This window comes from Desulfoferrobacter suflitae (assembly GCF_022603395.1).
GTDB classification, from domain to species: domain Bacteria; phylum Desulfobacterota; class Syntrophobacteria; order Syntrophobacterales; family Syntrophobacteraceae; genus Desulfoferrobacter; species Desulfoferrobacter suflitae.
Window position 1 is genome coordinate 394,552 of record NZ_JAIBKA010000001.1, and the last position, 21,646, is coordinate 416,197.

A 21,646-nucleotide genomic window follows, 5' to 3' on the forward strand; every position below is an offset into this window, starting at 1 on the left:
CTGCCTCGCACTAAAATAGGGGGTCAGCACAACATCATCAGGGTCGTCTCATTCGTTCGATTCGTGCCTGAAGAACACGATTCCCAGGGGAGGCAGGGTGGTGGAAATCGACTGGTATTTGCCGTGACAGGGAATAGGAGTCGCTGCCAGTCCGCCGAAATTGCCGTAGCCGCTGCCTCCGTAACTCTTGGCGTCACTGTTCATGATTTCTTTCCAGAGGCCATCCCGAGGTACACCTATACGGTAGTTGGTGCGTGGAACCGGAGTGAAATTGGCCGCCACCAGGACAATCTCGCGCCCGTCCCTTGCTTTCCTCATGAAACTGATCACACTGGATTCGGTGTCATGGAAATCAACCCATTCAAACCCGTCATTACTGAAATCCAGCTGATGAAGAGCGGGTTCTTGCCGGTAGAGCCGATTCAGATCCTGCACCCAACGAAGCATTCCCTGATGCTGCTCCATTTCCAGCAAATTCCAATCCAGGCTCTTTTCATGGTACCATTCATCCCATTGGCCAAACTCAGCCCCCATGAATAAGAGCTTCTTGCCCGGGTGCGCGTACATGTACCCGTACAGCAGCCTGAGATTGGCAAATTTCTGCCAGTCATCGCCCGGCATCTTGCGAATCAAAGATCCTTTACCGTAAACGACCTCATCGTGCGACAGAGGCAGCACAAAGTTTTCGAAAAAAGCGTACCAGATGCTGAATGTCAATTGATTCTGGTGGTATTTTCTGAACACCGGGTCGTTGGCGAAATAATCCAGTGTGTCGTGCATCCACCCCATGTTCCATTTCATTCCGAAGCCCAACCCACCGACATAGGCCGGCCTGGAAACCATGGGCCACGAAGTCGATTCTTCCGCTATGGTTTGGGTGTCCGGAAAGTCGTGGTAGACCATTTCATTGAAGCGACGCAGAAAAGAGATAGCATCAATGTTTTCCCTGCCCCCGTATTCGTTGGGAATCCACTCGCCCTCATTGCGGGCGTAATCCAGGTAGAGCATGGAAGCTACCGCATCGACCCGCAGGCCGTCGGCATGATATTTTTCCAGCCAAAACATGGCACTGCTGATGAGAAATGATCGCACTTCATTGCGGCCATGGTTGAATATGTAACTGTTCCATTCGGGATGGAAGCCTTTCTTGGGATCGGCATGCTCGTACAGGTAGGTTCCGTCAAAGTAGGCCAGGCCATGCTCATCGGCCGGAAAATGGGAAGGAACCCAGTCGAGGATGACCCCGATTCCATTGTGGTGCAGTCTGTCGACCAGATGCATAAGATCCTGCGGACTGCCGTATCTCGATGTCGGAGCAAAATAGCCCACGGTCTGATACCCCCAGGAACCGTAAAACGGATGTTCCATAATGGGCAGGAATTCCACGTGAGTGAACCCCATCGTGCTCAGATAATCGGGTAGGTATTCTGCCATTTCCTGATAGCTGAGCGAGCGGTTTTCTTCCTCGGGAACCCTGCGCCAGGAACCGTGATGTATTTCATAAATGGATAGGGGAGCCTCCAGGCTGTTCTTCTCATGCCTGTCCGCCATCCACCCGCGGTCATCCCATTCATAGGTCAGGTCCCATACTACCGAAGCCGTCAAAGGAGGTGTCTCCGAGCGAAAGGCAAACGGATCGCCCTTGTCCACACGATAGCCGTTGAAGCGCGACGCGATATGATACTTGTAAACCGTGCCGTTGCCGACTCCCGGGATGAATCCTTCCCATATCCCCGAAGCATCTGCTCTCACCTTAAGGGGGTGGGATGCTTTGTCCCATCCGTTGAAATCCCCGATGACCGTAACCGCCTCCGCATTGGGCGCCCATACAGCAAAATGAACTCCCTGCACACCGTCGACCTCAGCAAGATGCGATCCCATTTTTTCGTAAAGTTTAAAATGATTTCCTTCCTTAATCAGATAAATGTCGTGGTCGGTCAAAAGGCTTCCGGCATATATCACATTATGCTGATTCATGAGTTCCTCCTTGGAGCTGCCTTTAGCATGAAAATCTTTACTGCCAAAAAGAGCGGGTATGGTTGGGCTGTCGTCATGCTATTTGAGAACAGACCCGATTCCTTTGATTGGGATACGTGCCCAGGCTGGCCGGTTGTTCAATTCGTAGCCGATTTCATACACCGCCTTTTCCGCCAGCAAAAACTGCAGCAACAACCGCCGCTGTGATGACTCCTGCGGAACCCATGGCACATTCCCGCTGCATTCCAGGTAAGAATGGAGAAAGGTCGCGGCCATGACTGAATACCAGAGGTCCGCCCAGGGTTCCAACGGGAATGCCCCCTTGGAAAACTCCGAAGGTTGTGTCAGTAGCGGCAGATACGCCGCATAGTGAAACGAGCGAATCATTCCTGCAACATCCTTGAGCGGCGCCTGCTTCATCCTTCTTTCAGCGAGCGACCTGGCCGGTTCGCCTTCAAAGTCAATGATGACAAAGTCATTTTCGGTGACCAGCACCTGGCCCAAATGATAATCCCCGTGGATTCTGGTCAACATGGAAGTCATATCAGCGGTGGCGAGCATCTGCAGATTTTCCGCCATCCGGGTATCAAGATTGAGAAGCGCGTCGGCCTCCGCCTGCAGATCCCCGGGCAACCCATTCCAATTGTCGCGCAACAGGGACAAGACCTGTTTTGTCAAATCTTGTAAAGACTTAACCATGGCTCTTTGAAAGGCCGGAGTGAAAGGTTGCGGACAGAAATTTGCATCATCCTTTCCCGAGGCGAGGGCCGCATGCAATTGTGCGCTGCGTTTGCCAAGGAGGGCAGCCAAATCGACGCATGGCTGCCCGATCAGTTGCACACAAAATGGGGCAATTTCAGCGCGGGAAAAGTCCAATAAAACGGGTGGATGCGGCACACTGTCAGACACTTGTGGACCGCTTGCAAGAATCCTGCGGTAATATTCTCCGGCTCTTTGCAAGTAATAACTCCACGCATCCCCCTGATTGGCCACAAACTTCTGCAAAAGGCAAATGGATATCGGCTCGGCCCCCCTTTTTGTGTACTCGATTTCACCCGCATACGCTGGGGTGTAGGAGAACCCGGCATGCTCAGTGAGGAATCGGCTGATTTCAAGATCGGGATTTAATCCCGTCTCAGGATGTCGATACAGCTTGAGGAAATAGTCCTGACCATACAGCACCGAAGAATTAGACTGTTCAGCGACCAACACACGCGGTTCAAGGCCCGGCAACTGATCCTCACGGACATCGAGGGCTTTACCGCGAGAGCAGCTGAGTTGCCCATCTTGGGTCGAGACCGCAGCGTTCCCGGCTATGGAGTAAAACAAAGCGCGACAAAACGCATCGCAGTAGATTGCGTCGTAGAGAATTCCGTCAGCCCCATCGACCTCCACACTGCAAATGACTCCGCCGGGATACTCCTGTACAATGTCCGCGGCCTCCTCCTTGCCTGCAAAGGCGATGGGAAGCAGGTACCGTTCTTCCATGCCAGCCGCGTAGTCCACTCTAACCAGGAGAATCAAGTACCTGCCGGAAGCGTCGCCGCCCATGGGAATCCCTTCCAGGATTTCGATTGCTTGAATCTTGCGGCCTTTACCTCCAAACCAGCGGCATTCCCTGATATAAGAAGGAAGAATCGTTCTTTCCAGCTGGTTTCGGGCGGTACCCGCAAGGACCCGTTCCCAGCTCCCTTCAACCTCCAATTGTGGCATAGATCCCTCAGTTAACCTGTTGATCGGCCAAATGCGAGCCACTCAAGGCACCCACATTCCGCGCTTACATAAAATAATCGAAATCCGTTTCACGTTTCAGTCGTTTTCGCAATTTAAAAACGTAAGCCGGGAGCACATGCGGATTCAGTTCAACGTAATTCTTCTCTCCCTGCCAGATGTACTTGTCGTCACTCAGCAAATCATGGCAGAGGTAAGGTTGATCGGCGGGAATGTCGAATTCCCGGATGGGAATTGTCAGCCACCCGGATTGGACATGAAAAGGATCCAGGTTCACCACCGTCAATATGCTCTCAGAGCCGTCATCAGCTTCTTTTCCGTAGAATAGCAAATAATCGTTATCTACTTCGTAAAATTTCAGATTCCAGGTGGTTTGTAATGCGGAGTTTTCCCGGCGTATCCTGTTTACGCGCGCAATGAACTGTTTGAGGTTACCCGGCTGATCCCAATCCCAATGTTTAATCTCATACTTTTCAGAATTCAAATACTCTTCTTTTCCCGGAAGCGCGTCACTCAAGCAAAGTTCAAAAGCGGGACCGTAAATACCGTAGTTGGACGACAGTGTGGCGGCAAGGATCAGCTTGATGACAAAAGCCGGTCTACCGCCGTATTGCAAATATTCCGGAAGAATGTCCGGGGTATTGGGCCAAAAATTCGGCCGGAAATATTCCTTTTGCTCGCTCTGGGTCAACTCCACCATGTAGTCGGTAATTTCTTTCTTGGAATTCCGCCAGGTGAAATAGGTGTAAGATTGATTAAAGCCGATCTTGGCAAGCCGCTTCATCACTTTCGGCCGGGTAAAAGCTTCGGCAAGAAAGATCGTCTCGGGGTAGTCTTTTCTGATCTCACCGATGAGCCACTCCCAAAAAGGGAAAGGCTTGGTGTGCGGGTTATCGACTCTGAATATTCGAATGCCCTTGTCTATCCAGAAAAGGACGACGCTCTTGAGCTCCTCCCAAAGCTCGCGCCAGGCATCCGATTCAAAGTTGATGGGATAGATATCCTCGTATTTCTTGGGTGGATTTTCGGCATACTGCACGGTTCCGTCGGGACGCAGCTTGAACCAGGCACGATGCTCGCTGACATACGGGTGATCCGGAGAACACTGGAAGGCCAGATCCATTGCCACTTCAATGCCGTAGTCAGCGGCTTTCTTGACAAAATCTGCAAACTCCTGTTCGCTTCCAAGCTGCGGATGGATGGCTTTGTGCCCTCCCTCCGCTGCCCCGATGGCCCAAGGACTGCCCGGATCATCCGTCGTCGCCACCGGTGAATTATTTTTCCCCTTGCGATTGGTTCTGCCAATGGGGTGAATGGGAGGCAGATAGAAAACATCGAACCCCATCTGCGCAATTTCCGGCAAGATCTTTACACAGTCTTTGAAATTTCCATGCCGGCCGGGCTGTTCCGAACATGATCGGGGGAAGCGTTCATACCAGGTGCTGTAGAGTGCTTTAGGTCGCTCCACAATGACCCTGAGCTCCCTGCAATAGCGCACGGCAAAAGTCAGATCGGGGTAGCGATTCATCAGTTGAACGGCTTCCTGCCCGCTTGCCATGAGCAGCGCCCGCCCGTGGTTATTTTCCCGCCCGATTGCCGCGGCCAGGTCGTTCAGCCTTGCGGCATCTTCGCCGGAAGCTCGTTGCGCACCTTCGTGCAGATATTGCACCCCGATCTGAAGATCCACATGGAGATCCTGCCCGGCCGCGCACTTCTTCGCTATGGCCTGCCGCCAAGTCTTGTAATGATCCACCCAGGCCAGGACGGTGTAGCAATAGGTTCCAAGCCCGTTGACGGTAAACTCGGCCGTCCAGGTGTCATTCTCGAGCAGGGTCATGTCGCACTCTGTCCAATCAATATCAACCCCTTTCTTATACAGGAGCCGTGCCGCCGGGGAATCATGACCGTCGGCGAAAATATCCGCCGTCACCGTCACCTTCTCCCCCATGACTCGCTTGATGGGAAAACAGCCCGCATCTATTTCCGGTTGCACATTCTCGATGACAATTCTCTTTCGCGCCCGCTCCGCCATATTCTCCCTCTGTCCTGGTGCCGACAAGTATTTGATCAAGGTTCTCACATAGGGGCAATGGTATCTGGTCCCGTTGAAAAGCTTTAACGCTTAATATAAAGGACAATGACTGACGATGCAACCCGAGCCACTTGTGTACCACGGTTGCACACTGGCCGTGCGGGCTTCCGTGAATCGTTCAAAAGACTTTTTTTCTTCCATCCAGACGAATTCCGCAGTAGTTTACCGGGCGAGCCCGACGGGAACGGGCTCGCGTCCCTCACGGCCGCGCATTCTCAGGAGCGGAAGGTACTCAATTGCAACAGTGATATCAGCAGCATGAAAAAAATTGTTTCGTGGGCCTTTTACGACTGGGCCAACTCGGCTTTTGCCACAACCGTCATGGCGGGATTTTTCCCCGTGTTCTTCAAACAGTACTGGAGCGCCGGGCGCGAAGTCACACTGAGCACCTTCCACCTTGGAGCCGCAAACTCCGCGGCCAGTATCATCATAGCGCTCATGGCCCCGATCCTCGGGGCCATAGCCGACCGCGGCAGCTCCAGGAAAAAGTTTCTATTCTACTTTGCCTCCATGGGCATTGTCATGACGGGGTCGCTCTATTTTGTGGCGCAGGGTGACTGGGAGCTCGCCGTCCTGATTTACGCGCTGGCTGCTGTTGGATTTTCCGGCGGCAATATCTTCTACGATTCACTGATCGTGATTGTAGCAACGCAAGATAAACTGGATTTCGTGTCCGGCTTGGGATTCGCTCTTGGATATCTCGGCGGTGGATTGCTTTTCGCTGCCAATGTCCTCATGACACTGATGCCTCACAGTTTCGGACTCGCCGATGCGACTCAGGCGGTACGCGTTTCTTTCGTGACAGTGGCCGTCTGGTGGGCTGTGTTCTCACTGCCTATCTTTTTCTTTGTGAAGGAGCCCAAAAGTAGAGGAAGAAAGGTCGGAAAAGCTGTCGTAATTGAAGGCTTCCGGCAACTTCGCTCAACGTTCGGGAAAATCCGCAAGCTGCGCGTCGCATTTCTTTTTCTCATAGGCTACTGGCTCTACATTGACGGCGTGGACACCATCATCCGCATGGCGGTAGACTATGGACTCTCCCTTGGGTTTTCTTCCCAGAGTCTACTCACTGCGCTTCTGCTCACCCAGTTTGTGGGATTTCCATCCGCCATCGTCTTTGGCAAGCTGGGAGAACGGCTGGGGTCCAAAACCGGCATCTATATTGCTCTGGTGGTCTATCTGGGAGTAACGATTTACGGCTATTTCATGCAGCGGGAATCGGAATTTTACATTTTGGCCGTGGTGGTGGGCCTGGTGCAGGGCGGAGTGCAGTCGCTCAGCAGATCGTTTTATGCGCGCATCATTCCTCGTGGGCAGGCAGCCGAGTTCTTCGGCTTCTACAACATGCTTGGCAAGTTCGCCGCGGTCATAGGTCCACTGTTGATGGGCTGGGTGAGTCTATTGGGTGGTGACCCGCGATATTCAATACTCTCTATCAGCCTGCTTTTTCTTTGCGGCGGGTGTATTCTGTACTTTGTCGATGAAGAGGAAGGACGCCGCCTGGCTGCTGAGATCGATGCCGCATCCGTCCCAGAGCCTGGAGAAGCCGGAGGTTAATGCCAAGCGTCCAGGAAACGGACCGAAAATACCGGGGTCGCACGTCATTGCGACGCACCACCGCCCACGCGGCAGGAATCCAAAAAACCGCATGATTGCAGGATTCCGGGGTACACCCGAAAGACTGAAAGCACCCGGGCCCATTCCCGGACCGTCTTTCAGCAAAATTTGGGAGGAGCTCATGAAAAAGGATCTGAAGTACTTCACCGATGTGTTGATGTTCATTGTTCTGACATCCATTGCCATCATCGGCCTATTAATGGCTTTCGTCATCCCTTCGGGCAGACAGGCAGCGGAGAGCAAATATTTCCTGGGATTGCACCGCCACGATTGGGGCGATATCCACTTATACCTTTCACTCTTTTTTTTAGTATTGCTGGCAATCCACCTCTGGCTGAACTGGACCTGGATTGTGCAAACCACCAGGAGCTATGTGGGCGACTACTGGAAGAAAGCTTTAGTGGCCATGGCCGGCGCGTGGTTGATCGTTCTGTTCGTCGCCTGGCTGGTAGTCCGCTTCTGACAATCAAGGGTTTCACCACAGAAGAGGACCCACCTGCTCTTGCCGTGGACTTCCTGCCTCCGCAGCCAACATGCACTCTGCTTTAGGCGGCGGATTGCCTGCGTTTGAGCACCTCTCCGCGCACACTCACGGTAACCTCCTCCATCGGGATGGACTTGGCGGAAGCCTCCATGCCCTTCTGGACAATGGCCGGAAGCGCTGAACAGCACGGCACCTCCATGTCAAGCACGGTCACACTCTGCACATTGGCGATCCTGAATATTTCAGCAAATTTTTCCACGTATTCCCGGGCGTCGTCAAACTTGGGGCATCCCAGCAGGACAACTCTGCCCTCCACAAAATCCCTGTGGAAATTGGGATAGGCAACGGGAGCACAGTCCGCCGCCACCAACAGATGGGCTCCTCTGAGAAAAGGAGCTTTGGCGGGAACCAATCTGATTTGCACCGGCCAATGGCTCAGTGCGGACCGACCACCCGTGTGACGGGCAGGCTCGTCAGCTTGTTTGCAGCTTGCTTCAAACATCTGTATCTGGCTGGATGGACAACCGCACGGCATGGGGCTCTCCGCCGCCTTCTGACGCTGTTCCTTCTCCTTCAGGTACTCTTCCACAGCCTCAGGATCAAACTCCTCAGCCTCCCGTTCTATGATTGTTAAAGCACCTTGAGGGCATTCACCCAGACACGCCCCAAGGCCGTCACAATAAGAGTCTTTCACAATCCGCGCCTTACCATCGATCACCTCAATAGCGCCCTCAGCGCAGGAAAGAACGCACTGCCCGCAGCCGTCACAAAGCTCTTCATTGATTTCCACAATCTTTCGCGTTGCCATTATCTTCACTCCTACTGTATCGATTTACGTCATGATTTGAGCACCACTGGTGCTCTGCACTACAAAAGGTTCTCCCGGGCAAGCCGTTTGCCGGTGTCGGTAAAGAAGCTCTTCTCTATTATTTTTTCCAGTTTCTCCCGACTGAGTGGCTGATCTTTGTGATTTTCCTCAAGGTTGACGATCAGATCGGCATCGTAGAGAATCTTGAAATTGAGCGTCTCTTCAGCGCGCGGATGGTGGTGATGGGCGATGATGTCGCACACTTCTTCAATCAAATCTTGTCTTGCCCCGAGTGCCGTCAGAATTTCCCGGGCAATGGGCGGCCCTTCCTCTTCCTGATAGCGGGCCGCAGTGCTGTTGTACTTGCGCTCAGCTTCCTTAATCCCGATATCGTGCAGGTAGCTTGCCGGAAGCACAATGGCCGGATCACCCCCCTCTTGCTTGACAATCTGCTCTGCATATCGTGCCACTTTGGTGGCATGGCCTATACGCTTGAAGTCTTTCTTGAAGTATTTTTTCATCTCGATGGCGACCCGATCCTTGAGCAAATCATCTCTTTGCGCCATGAGCTCGGGAGGAAGATCTCCCAGGCACTGCTCGGCAAATTTACAGTAAGAGGCACATCCGAAATCCATCTTGGGGTTGACAAACTTATGCCCACACTTCTTGCATCTTCTGGAAGATTCATCCTTAAAGAATTCGACCTCATGCCCACATTGGGGACATTTTTCCTCAAAAATAGCTCCCGCTTCCCAAAACCGGCTGTCTTGTCCGGGACATCTCATCGCATTTACCTCCTAAGATTTTTTCCGTTCTGACACGGAGAGCCGGAGCCAAAAGAAGAAGATCCGTCGATGCAACATGACTGATCCCGTCCGTTACCGCTCCTCGCTTCTCCGTGGTATCAGGCCCGGCGGTTTCTCCGACTACCCCAGAATGGCTTTCAAATCTTCCTCGGGCGTGGTGATGGGCTTTATGTCGAAATTTTTCACCAGCACATCCAGTACATTCGGGCTGGTGAACGCGGGCAATGACGGTCCCAACCGAATATCCTTGATCCCCAGGTGCAGCAGGGTGAGAAGAATAGCGACGGCTTTTTGTTCGTACCAGGACAAAATCAAGGAGAGCGGCAGATCATTGACCCCCACATTGAAGGCTTTGGCCAGAGCCACCGCTATCTGAATGGCGGAGTATGCGTCATTACACTGGCCAACATCCATCAGGCGCGGCAATGGTCCGATGGCGCCCAGCTCCTTGTCGAAGAACCGGAACTTACCGCAGGCCAGGGTGAGCACCACGCAGTCCTTGGGAACTTTTTCGACAAATTCCGTGTAATAGTTGCGGCCGGGCTTGGCACCGTCACAGCCTGCGACCAGGAAAAAGTGGCGAATGTCCTTATTTTTTACTGCCTCAATGACCGTATCGGCAACACCAAGAACCGTATTATGGCCAAAACCGACCGTCACCGTCTTGCCATTGCTCGTCTCTTGATAGCCGGGTAGAGCCAGAGCCCGTTCAATTACCGGAGTGAAGTCGCGGTTCTTGATGTGGGTCACCTCCGGCCATCCCACCAGGCCCGTGGTGAAAATGTTTTGCTGATAGGCCCCCTGAGGCCTTTGTATGCAGTTGGTGGTCATCAGGATAGCGCCCGGAAACTGGCTGAACTCCCTCTGCTGATTCTGCCAGGCGGTGCCGTAATGACCGTAAAAATGAGGATATTTTTTCAGTTCAGGGTAGCCGTGAGTCGGCAGCATCTCACCATGCGTATACACGTAGATGCCTTTACCTTCGGTTTGTTTCAACAGCTCTTCCAGATCCTTAAGGTCATGACCGGATATGAGAATCGCTTTGCCTTCCTTGTGTCCCAATGGAACTTTGGTTGGAACGGGATGACCGTAGGTGCTCGTGTTGGCTTTGTCGAGCAGCTCCATTGTCGTGAGATTGACTTCGCCGCACTTGAGCACCAATGCCAGCCAGTCGTTCAGAGTGAGGTCCTTGCGCAGCGTCGCTGCCAGTCCTTCATGCACAAAAGCGTAGATGGCATCATCGTCGTATCCCAGAATGTGCGCATGGTCGGCGTAAGCGGAGATTCCTTTGACACCGAACAACAGGGTGTGCTGCAGGGAGCGAATGTCCGGATCGAGGTCGGGATCAGACATCAAACCGACTTTTTCACCCTGGGCGAGCAGTCCTGAAATACTGCCTTCGGGTTTGAAATTGGCCGCATCTTCGGCAAAATCAACCTTGCCGCCCGCCGCCTTGACTTTTTCCTTCAGTGCATCGCGCAATTCAACGGTGCGCTGGATCAAACCGACAAAGCGTTCGGAATCAAAATTCACATTGGTCAGGGTGGAAAACAGAGCCTCGCAGGTAAATACATTAACCGCTTTATCGTTGACGCCGACTTTGCGACCTTCTGTGGCGTAGAGCGCCAGCCCCTTGAGAGCATAAACCAGGAGATCCTGCAGAGTCGCCGTGTCCGGTTGCTTGCCGCACACCCCGATTTTGGTGCATCCTTCACCCTTGGCCGTTTGTTCACACTGATAACAAAACATGGACATGATCATCTCCTTTCCTGCGCTTTGGTTCTATGCTTGATTTGGCCTCAACCTGTCTGCGTTGTTGCGACTAACATAATCACGACTTGGCAAAAGCTCCTTGATTTAAATCAAGAAAATCATTTTTCCAAAAATCTTTGCGCGGACCGTCGCGTATTTTCATCAGCAGGACCAGAGGCCCTTTAGTCCGTTAATTGTACTGTAGCTGTTCGGCAGTGAATTCGCTTTGACATAAATCAAGCGGTGGGATTATTTATGGAGCACACCCATTTTGGAGGATCGAATGAGCCTGGCAGAACAGATCGCGAAGGTTGCTCTCTTTGAAGGCCTCCCCGAAACACAGCTGGAGGAAGTTGCAAGTATTGTCCTCACGCAGCAGTTCAAACGAGGCGAGACCATATTCCTGGAGGGTGCCCAGGCAGACGGGTTCTATGTCACCGTTTCGGGGCGGGTAAAGATCTATAAGCTATCTCTGGAAGGCAAAGAGCAGATTCTCCACATCTTCGGCCCGGGAGAATGCTTTGCCGAAGTACCGGTCTTTTCGGGGGGCAGCTTCCCGGCACACGCTGAAGCTCTGGACGACGCAGCGGTGCTCTTTTTCCCCAGGAATTCTTTCGTGGAATTGATCCAACAGGAGCCATCACTGGCCATGAATATGCTGGCCGTGTTGTCCAGGAGGCTGAGGCAGTTCACCCACCTCATCGAAGACCTCTCGCTCAAGGAAGTCCCGGGCAGACTGGCCGTGTACCTGCTTTACCTGAGTGAACAGCAGGGCAAATCGGATGCCTTCAACCTGAACATCACCAAAGGGCAGTTGGCCAGCTTGCTGGGAACTATCCCCGAGACGCTTTCACGTATTCTGGGCAAAATGAATCAGATGCAATTGATTGAGGTCCAGGGCCCCAAAATCACAATAGTCGATCGCGAGGCTCTGGAAGATTTGGCCGCCGGGGAGAAGCTCGTTGGTTGACCTCAAAGCTTTTCAGTGCATCGAGATTTCACTATTCTCCAATAATTTTAACGAGAACGCGCTTGCGCCTGCGCCCATCGAATTCTCCATAGAATATGCGCTCCCACGTGCCCAGGTCGAGTTGGCCGGCGGTAACCGCCACCACCACTTCACGCCCCATGATCTGCCTTTTCATATGGGCATCGGCATTATCTTCTCCCACATTGTGGCGATATTGCGCAACCGGCGCATGGGGCGCCAGCCGCTCCAGCCATTCATCGTAGTCCTGGTGCAGCCCGGATTCGTCATCGTTAATGAAAACCGAAGCAGTGATGTGCATGGCGTTGCACAGCACCAGGCCTTCCGTGATACCGCTTTCTCCAAGGCAGTCCTGCACCTGGCCGGTAATGTTGATAAAAGCCCGTCGCGTGGGGACATTGAACCAGAGTTCTTTGCGGTATGATTTCATGGCCTATTCCCTGTTCTTCAGTGCCTTGCCGATTTTGAATGCCGGAGCGAGCGGCTCGCCCAGGCTGAAATAAGTCTTCTGGGCGCCTCCACCATAAATGATGGGCCTCACCTTGCGGGCATCGGGCTCGCCGTCCTGCATGCACTCCACCGACACATGGGTCTCTTCAATGAGCCCGACAAGCAACGCGTGGCTGCCCAGATTAAGCATGTGGAGCATTTGGCATTCGAGATTGACCGGGCATTCCACGATGAGAGGAGCTGTTTTCAGTTTTCCATAGAACACCGTGAATCGGCAGGTCTCGGTCTTATCGTCTTGGGCTCCGGAGACGATCCCGCAGTAATCGGTTTCCTTCACCAGGTTTTCAGAAGGAATATTCACTGAAAAGGTGTCATTCTGGCGAATGCCTTTGTAGGTGTGGCGATGGTGCTGAATGCCCACCGTCAACATGGGCGGATTACTGTTGGCAATGCCGCACCAGGCGGCGGTCATGAAATTGGACTTGCCGTCTACGCGGGCTCCGATCAGACAGGCCGGCATGGGAAAAAGCAATGTCTTCGGCCCCATAGTGATTTTTTTCATGGCATCTATCTCCTTTTTCCAACCGGCATGATGACGAGCGGCGTCACATCATCCGGCAATTCGAGTATCCGTTGCACTTTCTCATCATGGAACGCCCCGATGACAACGGTTCCCAGATCAAGTGCCGCGGCCTGCAGGTATACATTTTGTGCGGCGTGGCCCGCCTCCATATGAACATAGCGAATACCCCGCTCGCGATACTTTCGAGTGGCTCTCTCATACACCGCCGCAACCACAATGCAGGCGGGTGCATTGCGAATACAGGATTGTCCCAGGGCTGCAGCCGTCAAATCTGCGCGCAAATCGCCACTGACCATTTGCAGCAGCCGATGTTGGACCGGCTGATACCGGTAAACGCCGGTGGCGAGTCCCTCGACGTTCCCGGCCACCACATAGACCTCCAGCGGATACAGCGCACCGGCCGAAGGGGCGGTTCTATAGCCCGTGCGGCCGGTCAGCCCTTGAGCAGCCCACAGCAGTTGCGCAATGTCCTGCAATTTCATGGCGGTGGCGGCATAATGCCTCTCCGACCTCCGTTTGACCAGGGCCTCTTCGACGGATACAGAGCTTTCCATTAACGCTTCCGGCAAGTCGATCATTTTGTCCCTCCCCCGCTCAGCCCCTGTTGCACCGGCGACCATGGGCAACAAAACCAGGCCGGGCAGCATCATGCCAACCAGAGCATGGCAGTTGACTAACCCTTTCATGCCATACCTCCGTTTCATGCCACTTCATACCACTCACTCCAGTTGCCGTGTACTTCACAATAGCGCAAGAGGGATTTGCATGACAAACCGGATTTTGTCCCGCGCAATACCAACAATGCACTGCCATGGGGCCGCCTTTGCTGCGTTGAAAGCAGTTGTCGAAAGGCTTGCCGTCCTCATGGCAGCGCGTCTCCACAGGCCTTCTTCGATCCGGTTAATTTCCCTTGACATCGACTCTATTCAATGAATAGATACCAAATTTTACAGCTAATTTCGGAAATCGATGAGTTTATGAGTGCTCATATCACGCTGCCAGAAGATTATCAAATCGATTGAGAGCATCTGGCAATTTTTCAAAGGAGCCTTTTATGACGTTCCAGGAATTGATCCTTGCATTAGATAAATTCTGGTCTGAGCGCGGGTGCGTCGTTCAGCAGCCATATGATCTGGAAGTTGGCGCCGGCACCTTCAACCCGGCTACGTTCCTGCGCGTGTTGGGTCCCGAACCTTATAAGGTGGCCTATGTAGAACCTTCAAGACGCCCGACCGACGGCCGTTACGGGGAAAACCCCAACCGACTTCAACACTATTACCAATATCAGGTCATCATCAAACCGTCTCCACCCGATTCGCAGGGTCTGTACCTGGAAAGCCTGAAAAGCTTCGGAATTGATCCACTCGACCACGACATTCGGTTTGTCGAGGATGACTGGGAATCCCCCACCCTTGGAGCTTCCGGGCTGGGATGGGAAGTGTGGCTGGACGGCATGGAAATTACCCAGTTCACTTATTTCCAGCAGGTTGGCGGCATAGCTTTGAGCCCCGTCAGTCTTGAGCTCACCTATGGACTTGAGCGCATCGCCATGTACCTGCAGGGCATTGACAATGTCTACGATCTGATCTGGAACGGCAAGGTGACCTACGGCGACGTGCACCATCGAGGTGAGGTGGAGTGGTGCCACTATAATTTTGAGCAGGCCGATGTTGACATGCTGCTGCAGCTCTTCAACATGTATGAAGCCGAATCCCTCAGGATGCACGAACGCGGGCTGGTTCTGCCGTGCTACGACTATTGCCTGAAGTGTTCTCATACTTTCAATTTGCTGGATGCCAGAGGGGCCATCAGCGTGACGGAGCGCACCAATTACATCGCGCGGGTTCGCAACCTGGCGCGACTCACGGCGCATGATTACGTGGCGCAACGCGAACAAATGGGATTTCCGCTGCTCAACAAATGGGATTAGCAGTAAGCCTTGGAGGGAATCGTGGGAAAAGATTTGTATCTTGAACTAGGAAGTGAAGAAATTCCAACCAGTTATATCCAGCCAGCATTGGAAGCAATGGCGACCCAGATGGTGCGCTTTCTGGATGAAAACCGCATCGGACATGACCAACCATACACCACCGGGACTCCCAGGCGGTTGATACTGTTCATACCGAACGTGGCGGCCCAACAGGAACCCTATGCCACCGAAATCATCGGTCCCCCCAAGAATGTGGCTTACGATCCCGAAGGACGTCCTACCAAAGCGGCCGAAGGATTTGCCCGCGGTCAAGGGGTAACACTCGAAGAGATACAGTTCAAGGAGACCTCCAAGGGAGAATATCTTTGCATCGTGCGTGAAGAGGCAGGGCTTCCGACCAGGGATCATCTGGAGAGGATGCTGCCGGATTTCATTGCCCATATTCCCTTTCCCAAGTCGATGCGCTGGGCCAGTCTCAGTGTGACGTACACCCGCCCTTTGCACTGGATCACGGGACTTTTCGGGGAAGAGACGTTGAAGTGCCGCTACGGCGATATCGTGAGCGGGAATCAATCCTTTGGGCATCGCTTCATGAGTCCCCAATGGATTCCCGTAACCGGCTATAAAAACCATATGGAAAATTTGAAGAAGCACTTTGTCATGGCGGACATGCAAGAGCGCAGGGAGGCGATCCGCCGGGGCATCAAGGAGACAGCGGCCAAGGTAGGCGGGTTAATCCTGGAAGACGACGAACTGCTGGATGAGGTGACCCAATTGGTTGAGTACCCCGAACCTCTGCTGGGAGAATTCGAACAACGCTATCTGCAACTTCCGCCCGAGCTTCTGATTACGGTGATCAAGAAACATCAACGCTATTTTGCCGTGACCGATGCTCAGGGGAACCTGCTGCATTATTTTGTAACGGTTGCCAACACCATCCCGCGCGATCCGAAGCTGGTTGCTGCAGGCAACGCCCGCGTAGTGCGCGCGCGCCTCGAGGATGCCCGTTTCTATTACGAAGAAGACCAGAAGGTTCCGTTGGATAAGCGTGCTGAAGAACTGAAAAACGTTGTCTTTCACTCCAAGCTTGGCACCAGTTGGGAAAAAGTCGGCCGCTTTACGGCACTGGCACGCTGGCTGGGAGAACAGTTGGCCCCCGATTCACTCGATACCCTGCTGCGGGCAGCTTTCTTATGCAAGGCGGATTTGGTCACCGGCATGGTCGGGGAGTTTCCTGAACTGCAGGGAGTTATGGGACGAGCCTATGCGCGCTTGCAGGGTGAACCGCAGGCGGTGGCGGAGGCTGTTTTCGAGCACTATCTTCCCGTGCGGGCCGGCGGGCCGATCCCCCGGAAGGTGGAAGGCGCATTGCTCAGCATTGCAGATAAGATGGATACCATCGTGGGTTGCTTCGGAGTCGGACTCATTCCCACAGGAACCGCCGATCCCTTTGCCCTGCGCCGGCAGACCCTGGGTATCATCCGCATCATTCTGGAAAAACCGTTTCGCATATCCCTTGGGCAACTGGTCGATCAAGCGCTGCCCCTGCTAAAGTCCCACATGACCGAACCGGCAGAAACAGTAAAAGAGGGTGTACTGGATTTCTTTTCCGGCAGATTGCAGCATTGGCTGGTCAGCCAGCAAGGCTTTGCCGCTGATGCCGTGGATGCCTCTCTGACTGCTGGAATGGATGATCTGGTGGATGCAGTCGCGCGTGCCAGAGCGCTTGCCGCTTTCAAGAACCGTGCGGATTTCGAAAGTCTTGCCACCGCATTCAAGAGAGTAGTGAATATCATCAAGGAACCCGAAACTACCCCCGTGAGTCCTCAACTGTTCAGCGGCAATGCAGAAAAAGACCTGTTTGACGCATTGCAGACCACGGCAGGACTTGTCTCCGGGTGCATGGATCGATCCGACTATGACGGTGCACTGGCGGCCATGGCTAAACTTAAAGAACCCATAGACGCTTTCTTTGACTCGGTGCTGGTAATGGACAAGGACGAAGCCGTTCGCCGCAATCGTTTGGCTCTGCTGACACAGATCCATGATTTATTCGCCAGGGTCGGAGACTTCCGAAAAATCCAAACCACGTAGCTTTGTGGGGATTCGTCACGCCGCCGGCGGGACGAATCCCGGCAGAACTTTGCCGGCCTCAATCGGGCCGTTTCGCCCATTACCCCCGCGCAAGCCCACAAGAGTCGGCAGCAGGAGGAAAGCCGCTCCTCCGGCAACTACCCTCTAAGCATCCAGGGGCAATGCCGCTCCATGCCGTGCAAACAGCCTGCTGATGCGCTGCAGGGACTGGCGTGCCAGGTCCAATATGAGATTCCCTCCTCGAAGAGCATCGTAAAGCGCTGAGTACAACGGTTCGATATTGTCGGGCTTTTGACACAGGAGAAAAAAATCAATGGTTGATCGCATCCCCTGCCGTATGATTTCATCCCACGAGTAATGGCCGGAGGCTGCTTCCATATCCAGGTCGTCGCTGAACAACACCTGCCTGAAAGCAAGCCTGTTGCGCAGCCATTCAACATTGATGATGGGCGACAGGGTTGCCGGCCAATCGGGGTCGAGGGACGGATAGCGGGCGTGCGATGTCATGACACAGTGAACTCCCGCCCTGACGGCCTTCTCAAACGGCAACAGCGCCCTTTCCATGTCACCCTGGCTCTGCCAACGGATGACCGGCGCGAAATAATGCGGATCGGATTCGGCAAGCCCCAGACCGGGATAGTGTTTTGCCGTTGCCGAAACGCCGTTTGTCTGCAGCGTTTCTATCCATAGTTTGCCAAGCTCCGCCACCCGATGCGGATCAGATCCCAGGCAGCGCTCCCGCATGAAATGATCTTGCTCCTCCGGAAGAACGTCCAAAACCGGCGCAAAGTTGATCTGAATTCCACACTGCCTGAGATCCAATGCCGCCCTGCGGCTCCATTCCCTGACCGCCCGATGGCCCTCGACGGCCAGACTGTGGGCCGAAGGAAGTTGCGTGAAAGGAAGCACTAAGCGTTGAACCGGCCCTCCCTCCTGGTCGATGGCCACTAATAACGAACGCCCCAGAGCCTCCCGGGCAAACCTTTGGGCACCTTCCAGCAACTCGAGCAGCTGTTCGCGGCTTTCAATGTTTCGGCTGTACAGCACGATGCCCGCCACTTGAAACTCCTGGATGATCCATTTGAGTTCATCCTCCAGCCTCAAGCCGCGAAACCCCACAAGAAGATGTATGCCTGCCTGTGAATTCAGTCCGGTTCTAATGAGCAAAGTCTTCTCCCTGTAATCCGCAATGCGCCGAAAAATTTCGATTTGACTTGGTCAAAACCTGGTATAGTCTCTGACAAAGTGCAGCAGTCCCCGTCAAACGCTGATGCCGCGGCCGAAATGGCCGAGACAATGTAACAGATTGAACCACTCAGAGCAATTGTGAGGAAGGTATTCGATGCATGATAAAAACCACAGTATTTTCATTGGCCTGGGAGAGAGTTCCCTGCATCTGCCGCTGGTGCGCGCCAACCGGCATGGGCTGATTGCGGGAGCGACGGGCACGGGCAAGACCGTGACCCTGCAAATCATGGCGGAAGGATTCTCCAGCCAGGGTGTACCGGTATTTCTCGCCGATGTTAAGGGAGATCTTGCCGGAATCAGCCAGGCGGGAGAACCGAAACCGAAAATACTGGCAAGAGCACAAAAAGTGGGCATGGCGGATTTTCAACAGCGTGCATTCCCCACGCTGTTTTGGGACCTGTTTGGACAGCGCGGGCACCCGGTCAGAACCACCGTTTCCGACATGGGTCCGCTGTTGCTGGCGCGTCTGCTCGATCTGAACGATACCCAGGAGGGCGTCATCAACATCGCCTTCAAAGCCGCCGATGATGAGGGGCTATTGCTTCTGGATTTTAAGGACTTGAGGGCCGTTCTCAATTACATTTCCGAGCAGAGCAAAAGCTTTTCGCAAAATTACGGGCGCGTGCACTCGGCTTCCATCGGAACCATTCAGCGCAAGCTGCTCACCCTGGAGCAGCAGGGAGGCGACCGTTTCTTTGGGGAACCCGCACTGGAGCTCAACGACCTGATGATCACCGATTTTTACGGCAACGGCGTCATCAGCATCCTGGCGGCCGACCAGCTCATGCACAACCCCAGGGCCTATGCGACCTTGCTGCTGTGGCTTATGGCGGAGCTGTTTGAAGAACTTCCGGAAGTAGGAGATTTGGACCAGCCCAGGCTGGTTTTCTTCTTTGATGAAGCACACTTGCTGTTCGATGATGCGCCCAGAGCACTGGTTGACAAGATAGAACAAGTAGTGAGGCTGATCCGATCCAAGGGGGTGGGCATCTATTTTGTCACCCAAAATCCGTTGGATATTCCCGACGCCGTCCTTGGGCAGCTGGGAAACCGCATACAACATGCCCTGCGCGCCTTCACTCCGCGGGAACAGAGGGCGGTGCGAGCCGCCGCCGAAACCTTCAGAGTCAATCCCAAGCTCAACGTGAGCGAGGCGATCACGCAGTTGGGGGTGGGAGAAGCTCTGGTTTCGCTGCTCGATGAACAGGGCCGACCGGGGATGGTAGAACGCGCCATGATCCGCCCTCCCATGTCCCGGCTTGGGGTGATAACGGACGCCGAGCGACAGACGAGCATGCTCAACAGTCCGGTGCGTAGCAAGTATGATCACACAGTGGACCGGCAATCGGCCCATGAAATGTTGCTGGCACGTGCCAAAGAGGCAGCGGCTCTGGAAGGTTTGCGGGAAGAGCGCTATGCCGGCACCGGACGATCCGCTTCATCTCCCAGGAGCAATCGCCAGGGTCTCGCAGAAGCGATGGCCAAGAGCGTGGCCCGAAGCATCGGCAGTCAACTGGGGCGACAAATAGTGCGCGGCATTTTGGGCTCAATCTTCAAGAAAGGATAATGAAGTGCCGACCCGGGCAACAGAGCGTCGTCTTCCGACCGGCTCCCTTCAACCCTCTCGGTCCCACAGCAAACTAATCGGTTCTGGCCGAAGCTGAGCCGAACAGGATATCTTGGGCCTTCGGTCCGCAATTGAAGAGCAGATCGAAGGCAGAAAGGTTGGGAATGAAATCGCCCCAGAGTTGCGGGTAGATCGGTGCAGGATACTTGAAAAAATCAAGCCGGATGCCGGCAGCATCAAACTCCCCTGTGTCGATATATTTTGCCGCGGCGGTCTGAGTCAAGTACACAGAGCTTCCCAGCACCTTGCACATTTCCACGAGAAGGCGATTGCCGCGCGCATGAATGCCCAATTCCGACAGCAGCATGATCTTGGAGTCGATCTCGAGGGCATGCACCAGGTACCTGATGATCGCCAGGTTGCACTCCAGCATTGTCAGGTGCTGGCAGGTAAATATTTCATCAAGAATTCCAACATGGTCGGCGAAATAGGGAGCGTGGGCGTAGGCGCTGCGAAGGCTCTCCCTGTGCTTGTGTTGCCAGCGACCCTCATAGCAAATCTTGACATCGCTGATGCGCTGCATCCCCAACCCTTTTTTCCAAACGGGTATGGTCATCCACAGAGTGCCCTGGTCGTTCTTAAAGCGATTTCTGGTAATCCAGGTGGTTCCCCGCGGGAACTGTACAGTGTCGAGGATCACAAACACATCGCAGCGCTGCAGCTTGTAAAAAAAGCCCGAGAACGGGCAAAAGTACGGCTGGTTTGCGGCTATGATCATGATCTATTTGCGCAATATTCGGATGATCCAAAAAACCAGCGAAACAACGACACTCAACAGTATCATGCTGGTTATCGGGATAAAGACCTTTAAGTTGGGCCTGTTCACCACGATGTCGCCGGGCAAACGCCCCAGAGGAATTCTACCCAGCCACGGCCATAGAACTCCAACGATCAGGATGACGATGCCAAGGACGATGAGCGCTTTCTGCATGATGCGGACAACATCCTTTCCCCGAATGCGGCAAACATTCCGGGTTGCCGACGGAAACAAATTTCTTTAAATTGTTTGTGCTCACAGTGGCAGAGGGCAACGCCTGCCCCCATAACCAGAAAACAGCTGGGCATCGGTTGCCATCATCAAACCCCGTGGCTCCTTTCGCACTGTGGGCTGCAGGTGTTTTCTGACGGCCGCCGATTGATGCCTAAACGTGGCGATTTCACTTGTAATAAAATCATTGAGAGTTGAGAAAATCAAGAGACGGTTCCAAATGGCTCCGGCATGAGAGTCATCGTTTATCCGAAGGAAGTCGTATGAGCAAAGAAGTTGAATGCATGTGCCTCGAATGCGGCGTTTCTTTGTACCTGGATGGGGACATCATTCATCTGGGAGACTATGTCACCGATGCGCTGCGGGCTGTAGAAAAGACTTTCTGCACGCAATGCGGCGGCCAGCTGGCCCTGGTGGGGCTGGCCGGCGATGAGCCCAACTACCGAACCCGAGGCGAGCGCGCAGCAAAATGAA

At 53.8% G+C, this 21,646-nt stretch carries 19 protein-coding genes; 7 read left to right on the forward strand and 12 right to left on the reverse strand.

Annotated elements, in window-relative coordinates; translation table 11 throughout:
• Nucleotides 1-48: 48 nt before the first annotated feature.
• The 3 genes from glgB to K1V27_RS01865 all read right to left on the reverse strand — a co-directional run bounded on the left by glgB (nucleotide 49) and on the right by K1V27_RS01865 (nucleotide 5,740).
• Entirely contained in the window at nucleotides 49-1,977 is a 1,929-nt protein-coding gene (gene glgB / locus K1V27_RS01855; RefSeq protein WP_258927821.1) for a 1,4-alpha-glucan branching protein GlgB, read from the reverse strand.
• Between the two features lie 78 nt (nucleotides 1,978-2,055).
• Nucleotides 2,056-3,690, reverse strand: a complete 1,635-nt coding sequence (locus tag K1V27_RS01860; protein WP_258927822.1) for a putative maltokinase — start codon at nucleotides 3,688-3,690, stop codon at nucleotides 2,056-2,058.
• Nucleotides 3,691-3,754: 64 nt separating this feature from the next.
• Nucleotides 3,755-5,740, reverse strand: a complete 1,986-nt coding sequence (locus K1V27_RS01865; RefSeq protein ID WP_258927823.1) for an alpha-1,4-glucan--maltose-1-phosphate maltosyltransferase — start codon at nucleotides 5,738-5,740, stop codon at nucleotides 3,755-3,757.
• Between the two features lie 318 nt (nucleotides 5,741-6,058).
• On the opposite strand from K1V27_RS01865, the gene K1V27_RS01870 reads away from it, so the two are divergent.
• Together K1V27_RS01870 and K1V27_RS01875 are read left to right on the forward strand one after the other, a co-directional pair.
• Nucleotides 6,059-7,354, forward strand: a complete 1,296-nt coding sequence (locus K1V27_RS01870) for an MFS transporter (RefSeq protein WP_258927824.1) — start codon at nucleotides 6,059-6,061, stop codon at nucleotides 7,352-7,354.
• Nucleotides 7,355-7,535: 181 nt separating this feature from the next.
• Complete coding sequence (locus K1V27_RS01875; RefSeq protein ID WP_258927825.1) at nucleotides 7,536-7,877, forward strand: DUF4405 domain-containing protein; 342 nt, start codon at nucleotides 7,536-7,538, stop codon at nucleotides 7,875-7,877.
• Between the two features lie 82 nt (nucleotides 7,878-7,959).
• Here the strand turns inward: K1V27_RS01875 and K1V27_RS01880 are convergent, their stop codons facing one another.
• The 3 genes from K1V27_RS01880 to hcp form a co-directional block, all read right to left on the reverse strand.
• Nucleotides 7,960-8,706 carry an ATP-binding protein gene (locus tag K1V27_RS01880; protein ID WP_258927826.1) on the reverse strand — a complete coding sequence of 249 codons (747 nt, stop codon included), beginning with the start codon at nucleotides 8,704-8,706 and terminating at the stop codon, nucleotides 7,960-7,962.
• A gap of 59 nt (nucleotides 8,707-8,765) precedes the next feature.
• Nucleotides 8,766-9,491, reverse strand: a complete 726-nt coding sequence (locus K1V27_RS01885; RefSeq protein ID WP_258927827.1) for an HD domain-containing protein — start codon at nucleotides 9,489-9,491, stop codon at nucleotides 8,766-8,768.
• A gap of 141 nt (nucleotides 9,492-9,632) precedes the next feature.
• A complete protein-coding gene (gene hcp / locus K1V27_RS01890) occupies nucleotides 9,633-11,261 on the reverse strand; it encodes a hydroxylamine reductase (RefSeq protein ID WP_353740511.1) in 1,629 nt (542 codons plus the stop codon).
• 286 nt (nucleotides 11,262-11,547) lie between these two features.
• On the opposite strand from hcp, the gene K1V27_RS01895 reads away from it, so the two are divergent.
• On the forward strand, nucleotides 11,548-12,234 hold the full coding sequence (locus K1V27_RS01895; RefSeq protein WP_258927829.1) for a Crp/Fnr family transcriptional regulator: 687 nt from the start codon (nucleotides 11,548-11,550) through the stop codon (nucleotides 12,232-12,234).
• A gap of 31 nt (nucleotides 12,235-12,265) precedes the next feature.
• On the opposite strand, the gene K1V27_RS01900 is transcribed toward K1V27_RS01895, so the two are convergent.
• The 3 genes from K1V27_RS01900 to K1V27_RS01910 are packed head-to-tail and all read right to left on the reverse strand — an operon-like array spanning nucleotide 12,266 to nucleotide 13,971.
• A complete protein-coding gene (locus tag K1V27_RS01900; protein ID WP_258927830.1) occupies nucleotides 12,266-12,682 on the reverse strand; it encodes a secondary thiamine-phosphate synthase enzyme YjbQ in 417 nt (138 codons plus the stop codon).
• Nucleotides 12,683-12,685: 3 nt separating this feature from the next.
• Nucleotides 12,686-13,264 (reverse strand): flavin reductase family protein, encoded by a 579-nt coding sequence (locus K1V27_RS01905; RefSeq protein ID WP_258927831.1) that lies wholly within the window; start codon nucleotides 13,262-13,264, stop codon nucleotides 12,686-12,688.
• A gap of 5 nt (nucleotides 13,265-13,269) precedes the next feature.
• Nucleotides 13,270-13,971 carry a SagB/ThcOx family dehydrogenase gene (locus K1V27_RS01910; protein WP_258927832.1) on the reverse strand — a complete coding sequence of 234 codons (702 nt, stop codon included), beginning with the start codon at nucleotides 13,969-13,971 and terminating at the stop codon, nucleotides 13,270-13,272.
• Between the two features lie 368 nt (nucleotides 13,972-14,339).
• Between K1V27_RS01910 and glyQ the strand changes: the two genes are divergently transcribed.
• Nucleotides 14,340-15,215, forward strand: a complete 876-nt coding sequence (glyQ, locus tag K1V27_RS01915; RefSeq protein WP_258927833.1) for a glycine--tRNA ligase subunit alpha — start codon at nucleotides 14,340-14,342, stop codon at nucleotides 15,213-15,215.
• 21 nt (nucleotides 15,216-15,236) lie between these two features.
• Complete coding sequence (glyS, locus tag K1V27_RS01920; RefSeq protein ID WP_258927834.1) at nucleotides 15,237-17,309, forward strand: glycine--tRNA ligase subunit beta; 2,073 nt, start codon at nucleotides 15,237-15,239, stop codon at nucleotides 17,307-17,309.
• 144 nt (nucleotides 17,310-17,453) lie between these two features.
• Here glyS and K1V27_RS01925 read toward each other — a convergent pair whose 3' ends face one another.
• A complete protein-coding gene (locus K1V27_RS01925; RefSeq protein WP_258927835.1) occupies nucleotides 17,454-18,476 on the reverse strand; it encodes a glycoside hydrolase family 3 N-terminal domain-containing protein in 1,023 nt (340 codons plus the stop codon).
• A 175-nt stretch (nucleotides 18,477-18,651) separates the two neighbouring features.
• Between K1V27_RS01925 and K1V27_RS01930 the strand changes: the two genes are divergently transcribed.
• Entirely contained in the window at nucleotides 18,652-20,124 is a 1,473-nt protein-coding gene (locus tag K1V27_RS01930; protein WP_258927836.1) for a DUF853 domain-containing protein, read from the forward strand.
• A gap of 73 nt (nucleotides 20,125-20,197) precedes the next feature.
• On the opposite strand, the gene K1V27_RS01935 is transcribed toward K1V27_RS01930, so the two are convergent.
• Together K1V27_RS01935 and K1V27_RS01940 are read right to left on the reverse strand one after the other, a co-directional pair.
• Complete coding sequence (locus K1V27_RS01935) at nucleotides 20,198-20,902, reverse strand: WbqC family protein (RefSeq protein ID WP_258927837.1); 705 nt, start codon at nucleotides 20,900-20,902, stop codon at nucleotides 20,198-20,200.
• A 3-nt stretch (nucleotides 20,903-20,905) separates the two neighbouring features.
• Nucleotides 20,906-21,115 (reverse strand): DUF2905 domain-containing protein, encoded by a 210-nt coding sequence (locus tag K1V27_RS01940; RefSeq protein ID WP_258927838.1) that lies wholly within the window; start codon nucleotides 21,113-21,115, stop codon nucleotides 20,906-20,908.
• 320 nt (nucleotides 21,116-21,435) lie between these two features.
• On the opposite strand from K1V27_RS01940, the gene K1V27_RS01945 reads away from it, so the two are divergent.
• Entirely contained in the window at nucleotides 21,436-21,645 is a 210-nt protein-coding gene (locus K1V27_RS01945; protein WP_258927839.1) for a hypothetical protein, read from the forward strand.
• Nucleotide 21,646 lies beyond the last annotated feature (1 nt).

Coding starts and splice junctions, on each gene's coding strand:
- K1V27_RS01860 (WP_258927822.1), bottom strand. CDS start 3,690: ATGCCACAATTGGAGGTTGAAGGGAGCTGGGAACGGGTCCTTGCGGGT.
- K1V27_RS01870 (WP_258927824.1), top strand. CDS start 6,059: ATGAAAAAAATTGTTTCGTGGGCCTTTTACGACTGGGCCAACTCGGCT.
- K1V27_RS01895 (WP_258927829.1), top strand. CDS start 11,548: ATGAGCCTGGCAGAACAGATCGCGAAGGTTGCTCTCTTTGAAGGCCTC.
- K1V27_RS01875 (WP_258927825.1), top strand. CDS start 7,536: ATGAAAAAGGATCTGAAGTACTTCACCGATGTGTTGATGTTCATTGTT.
- K1V27_RS01865 (WP_258927823.1), bottom strand. CDS start 5,740: ATGGCGGAGCGGGCGCGAAAGAGAATTGTCATCGAGAATGTGCAACCG.
- hcp (WP_353740511.1), bottom strand. CDS start 11,261: ATGTTTTGTTATCAGTGTGAACAAACGGCCAAGGGTGAAGGATGCACC.
- K1V27_RS01885 (WP_258927827.1), bottom strand. CDS start 9,491: ATGAGATGTCCCGGACAAGACAGCCGGTTTTGGGAAGCGGGAGCTATT.
- glgB (WP_258927821.1), bottom strand. CDS start 1,977: ATGAATCAGCATAATGTGATATATGCCGGAAGCCTTTTGACCGACCAC.
- K1V27_RS01945 (WP_258927839.1), top strand. CDS start 21,436: ATGAGCAAAGAAGTTGAATGCATGTGCCTCGAATGCGGCGTTTCTTTG.
- K1V27_RS01905 (WP_258927831.1), bottom strand. CDS start 13,264: ATGAAAAAAATCACTATGGGGCCGAAGACATTGCTTTTTCCCATGCCG.
- K1V27_RS01930 (WP_258927836.1), top strand. CDS start 18,652: ATGCATGATAAAAACCACAGTATTTTCATTGGCCTGGGAGAGAGTTCC.
- K1V27_RS01880 (WP_258927826.1), bottom strand. CDS start 8,706: ATGGCAACGCGAAAGATTGTGGAAATCAATGAAGAGCTTTGTGACGGC.
- glyQ (WP_258927833.1), top strand. CDS start 14,340: ATGACGTTCCAGGAATTGATCCTTGCATTAGATAAATTCTGGTCTGAG.
- K1V27_RS01900 (WP_258927830.1), bottom strand. CDS start 12,682: ATGAAATCATACCGCAAAGAACTCTGGTTCAATGTCCCCACGCGACGG.
- K1V27_RS01940 (WP_258927838.1), bottom strand. CDS start 21,115: ATGCAGAAAGCGCTCATCGTCCTTGGCATCGTCATCCTGATCGTTGGA.
- K1V27_RS01935 (WP_258927837.1), bottom strand. CDS start 20,902: ATGATCATAGCCGCAAACCAGCCGTACTTTTGCCCGTTCTCGGGCTTT.
- K1V27_RS01910 (WP_258927832.1), bottom strand. CDS start 13,971: ATGAAAGGGTTAGTCAACTGCCATGCTCTGGTTGGCATGATGCTGCCC.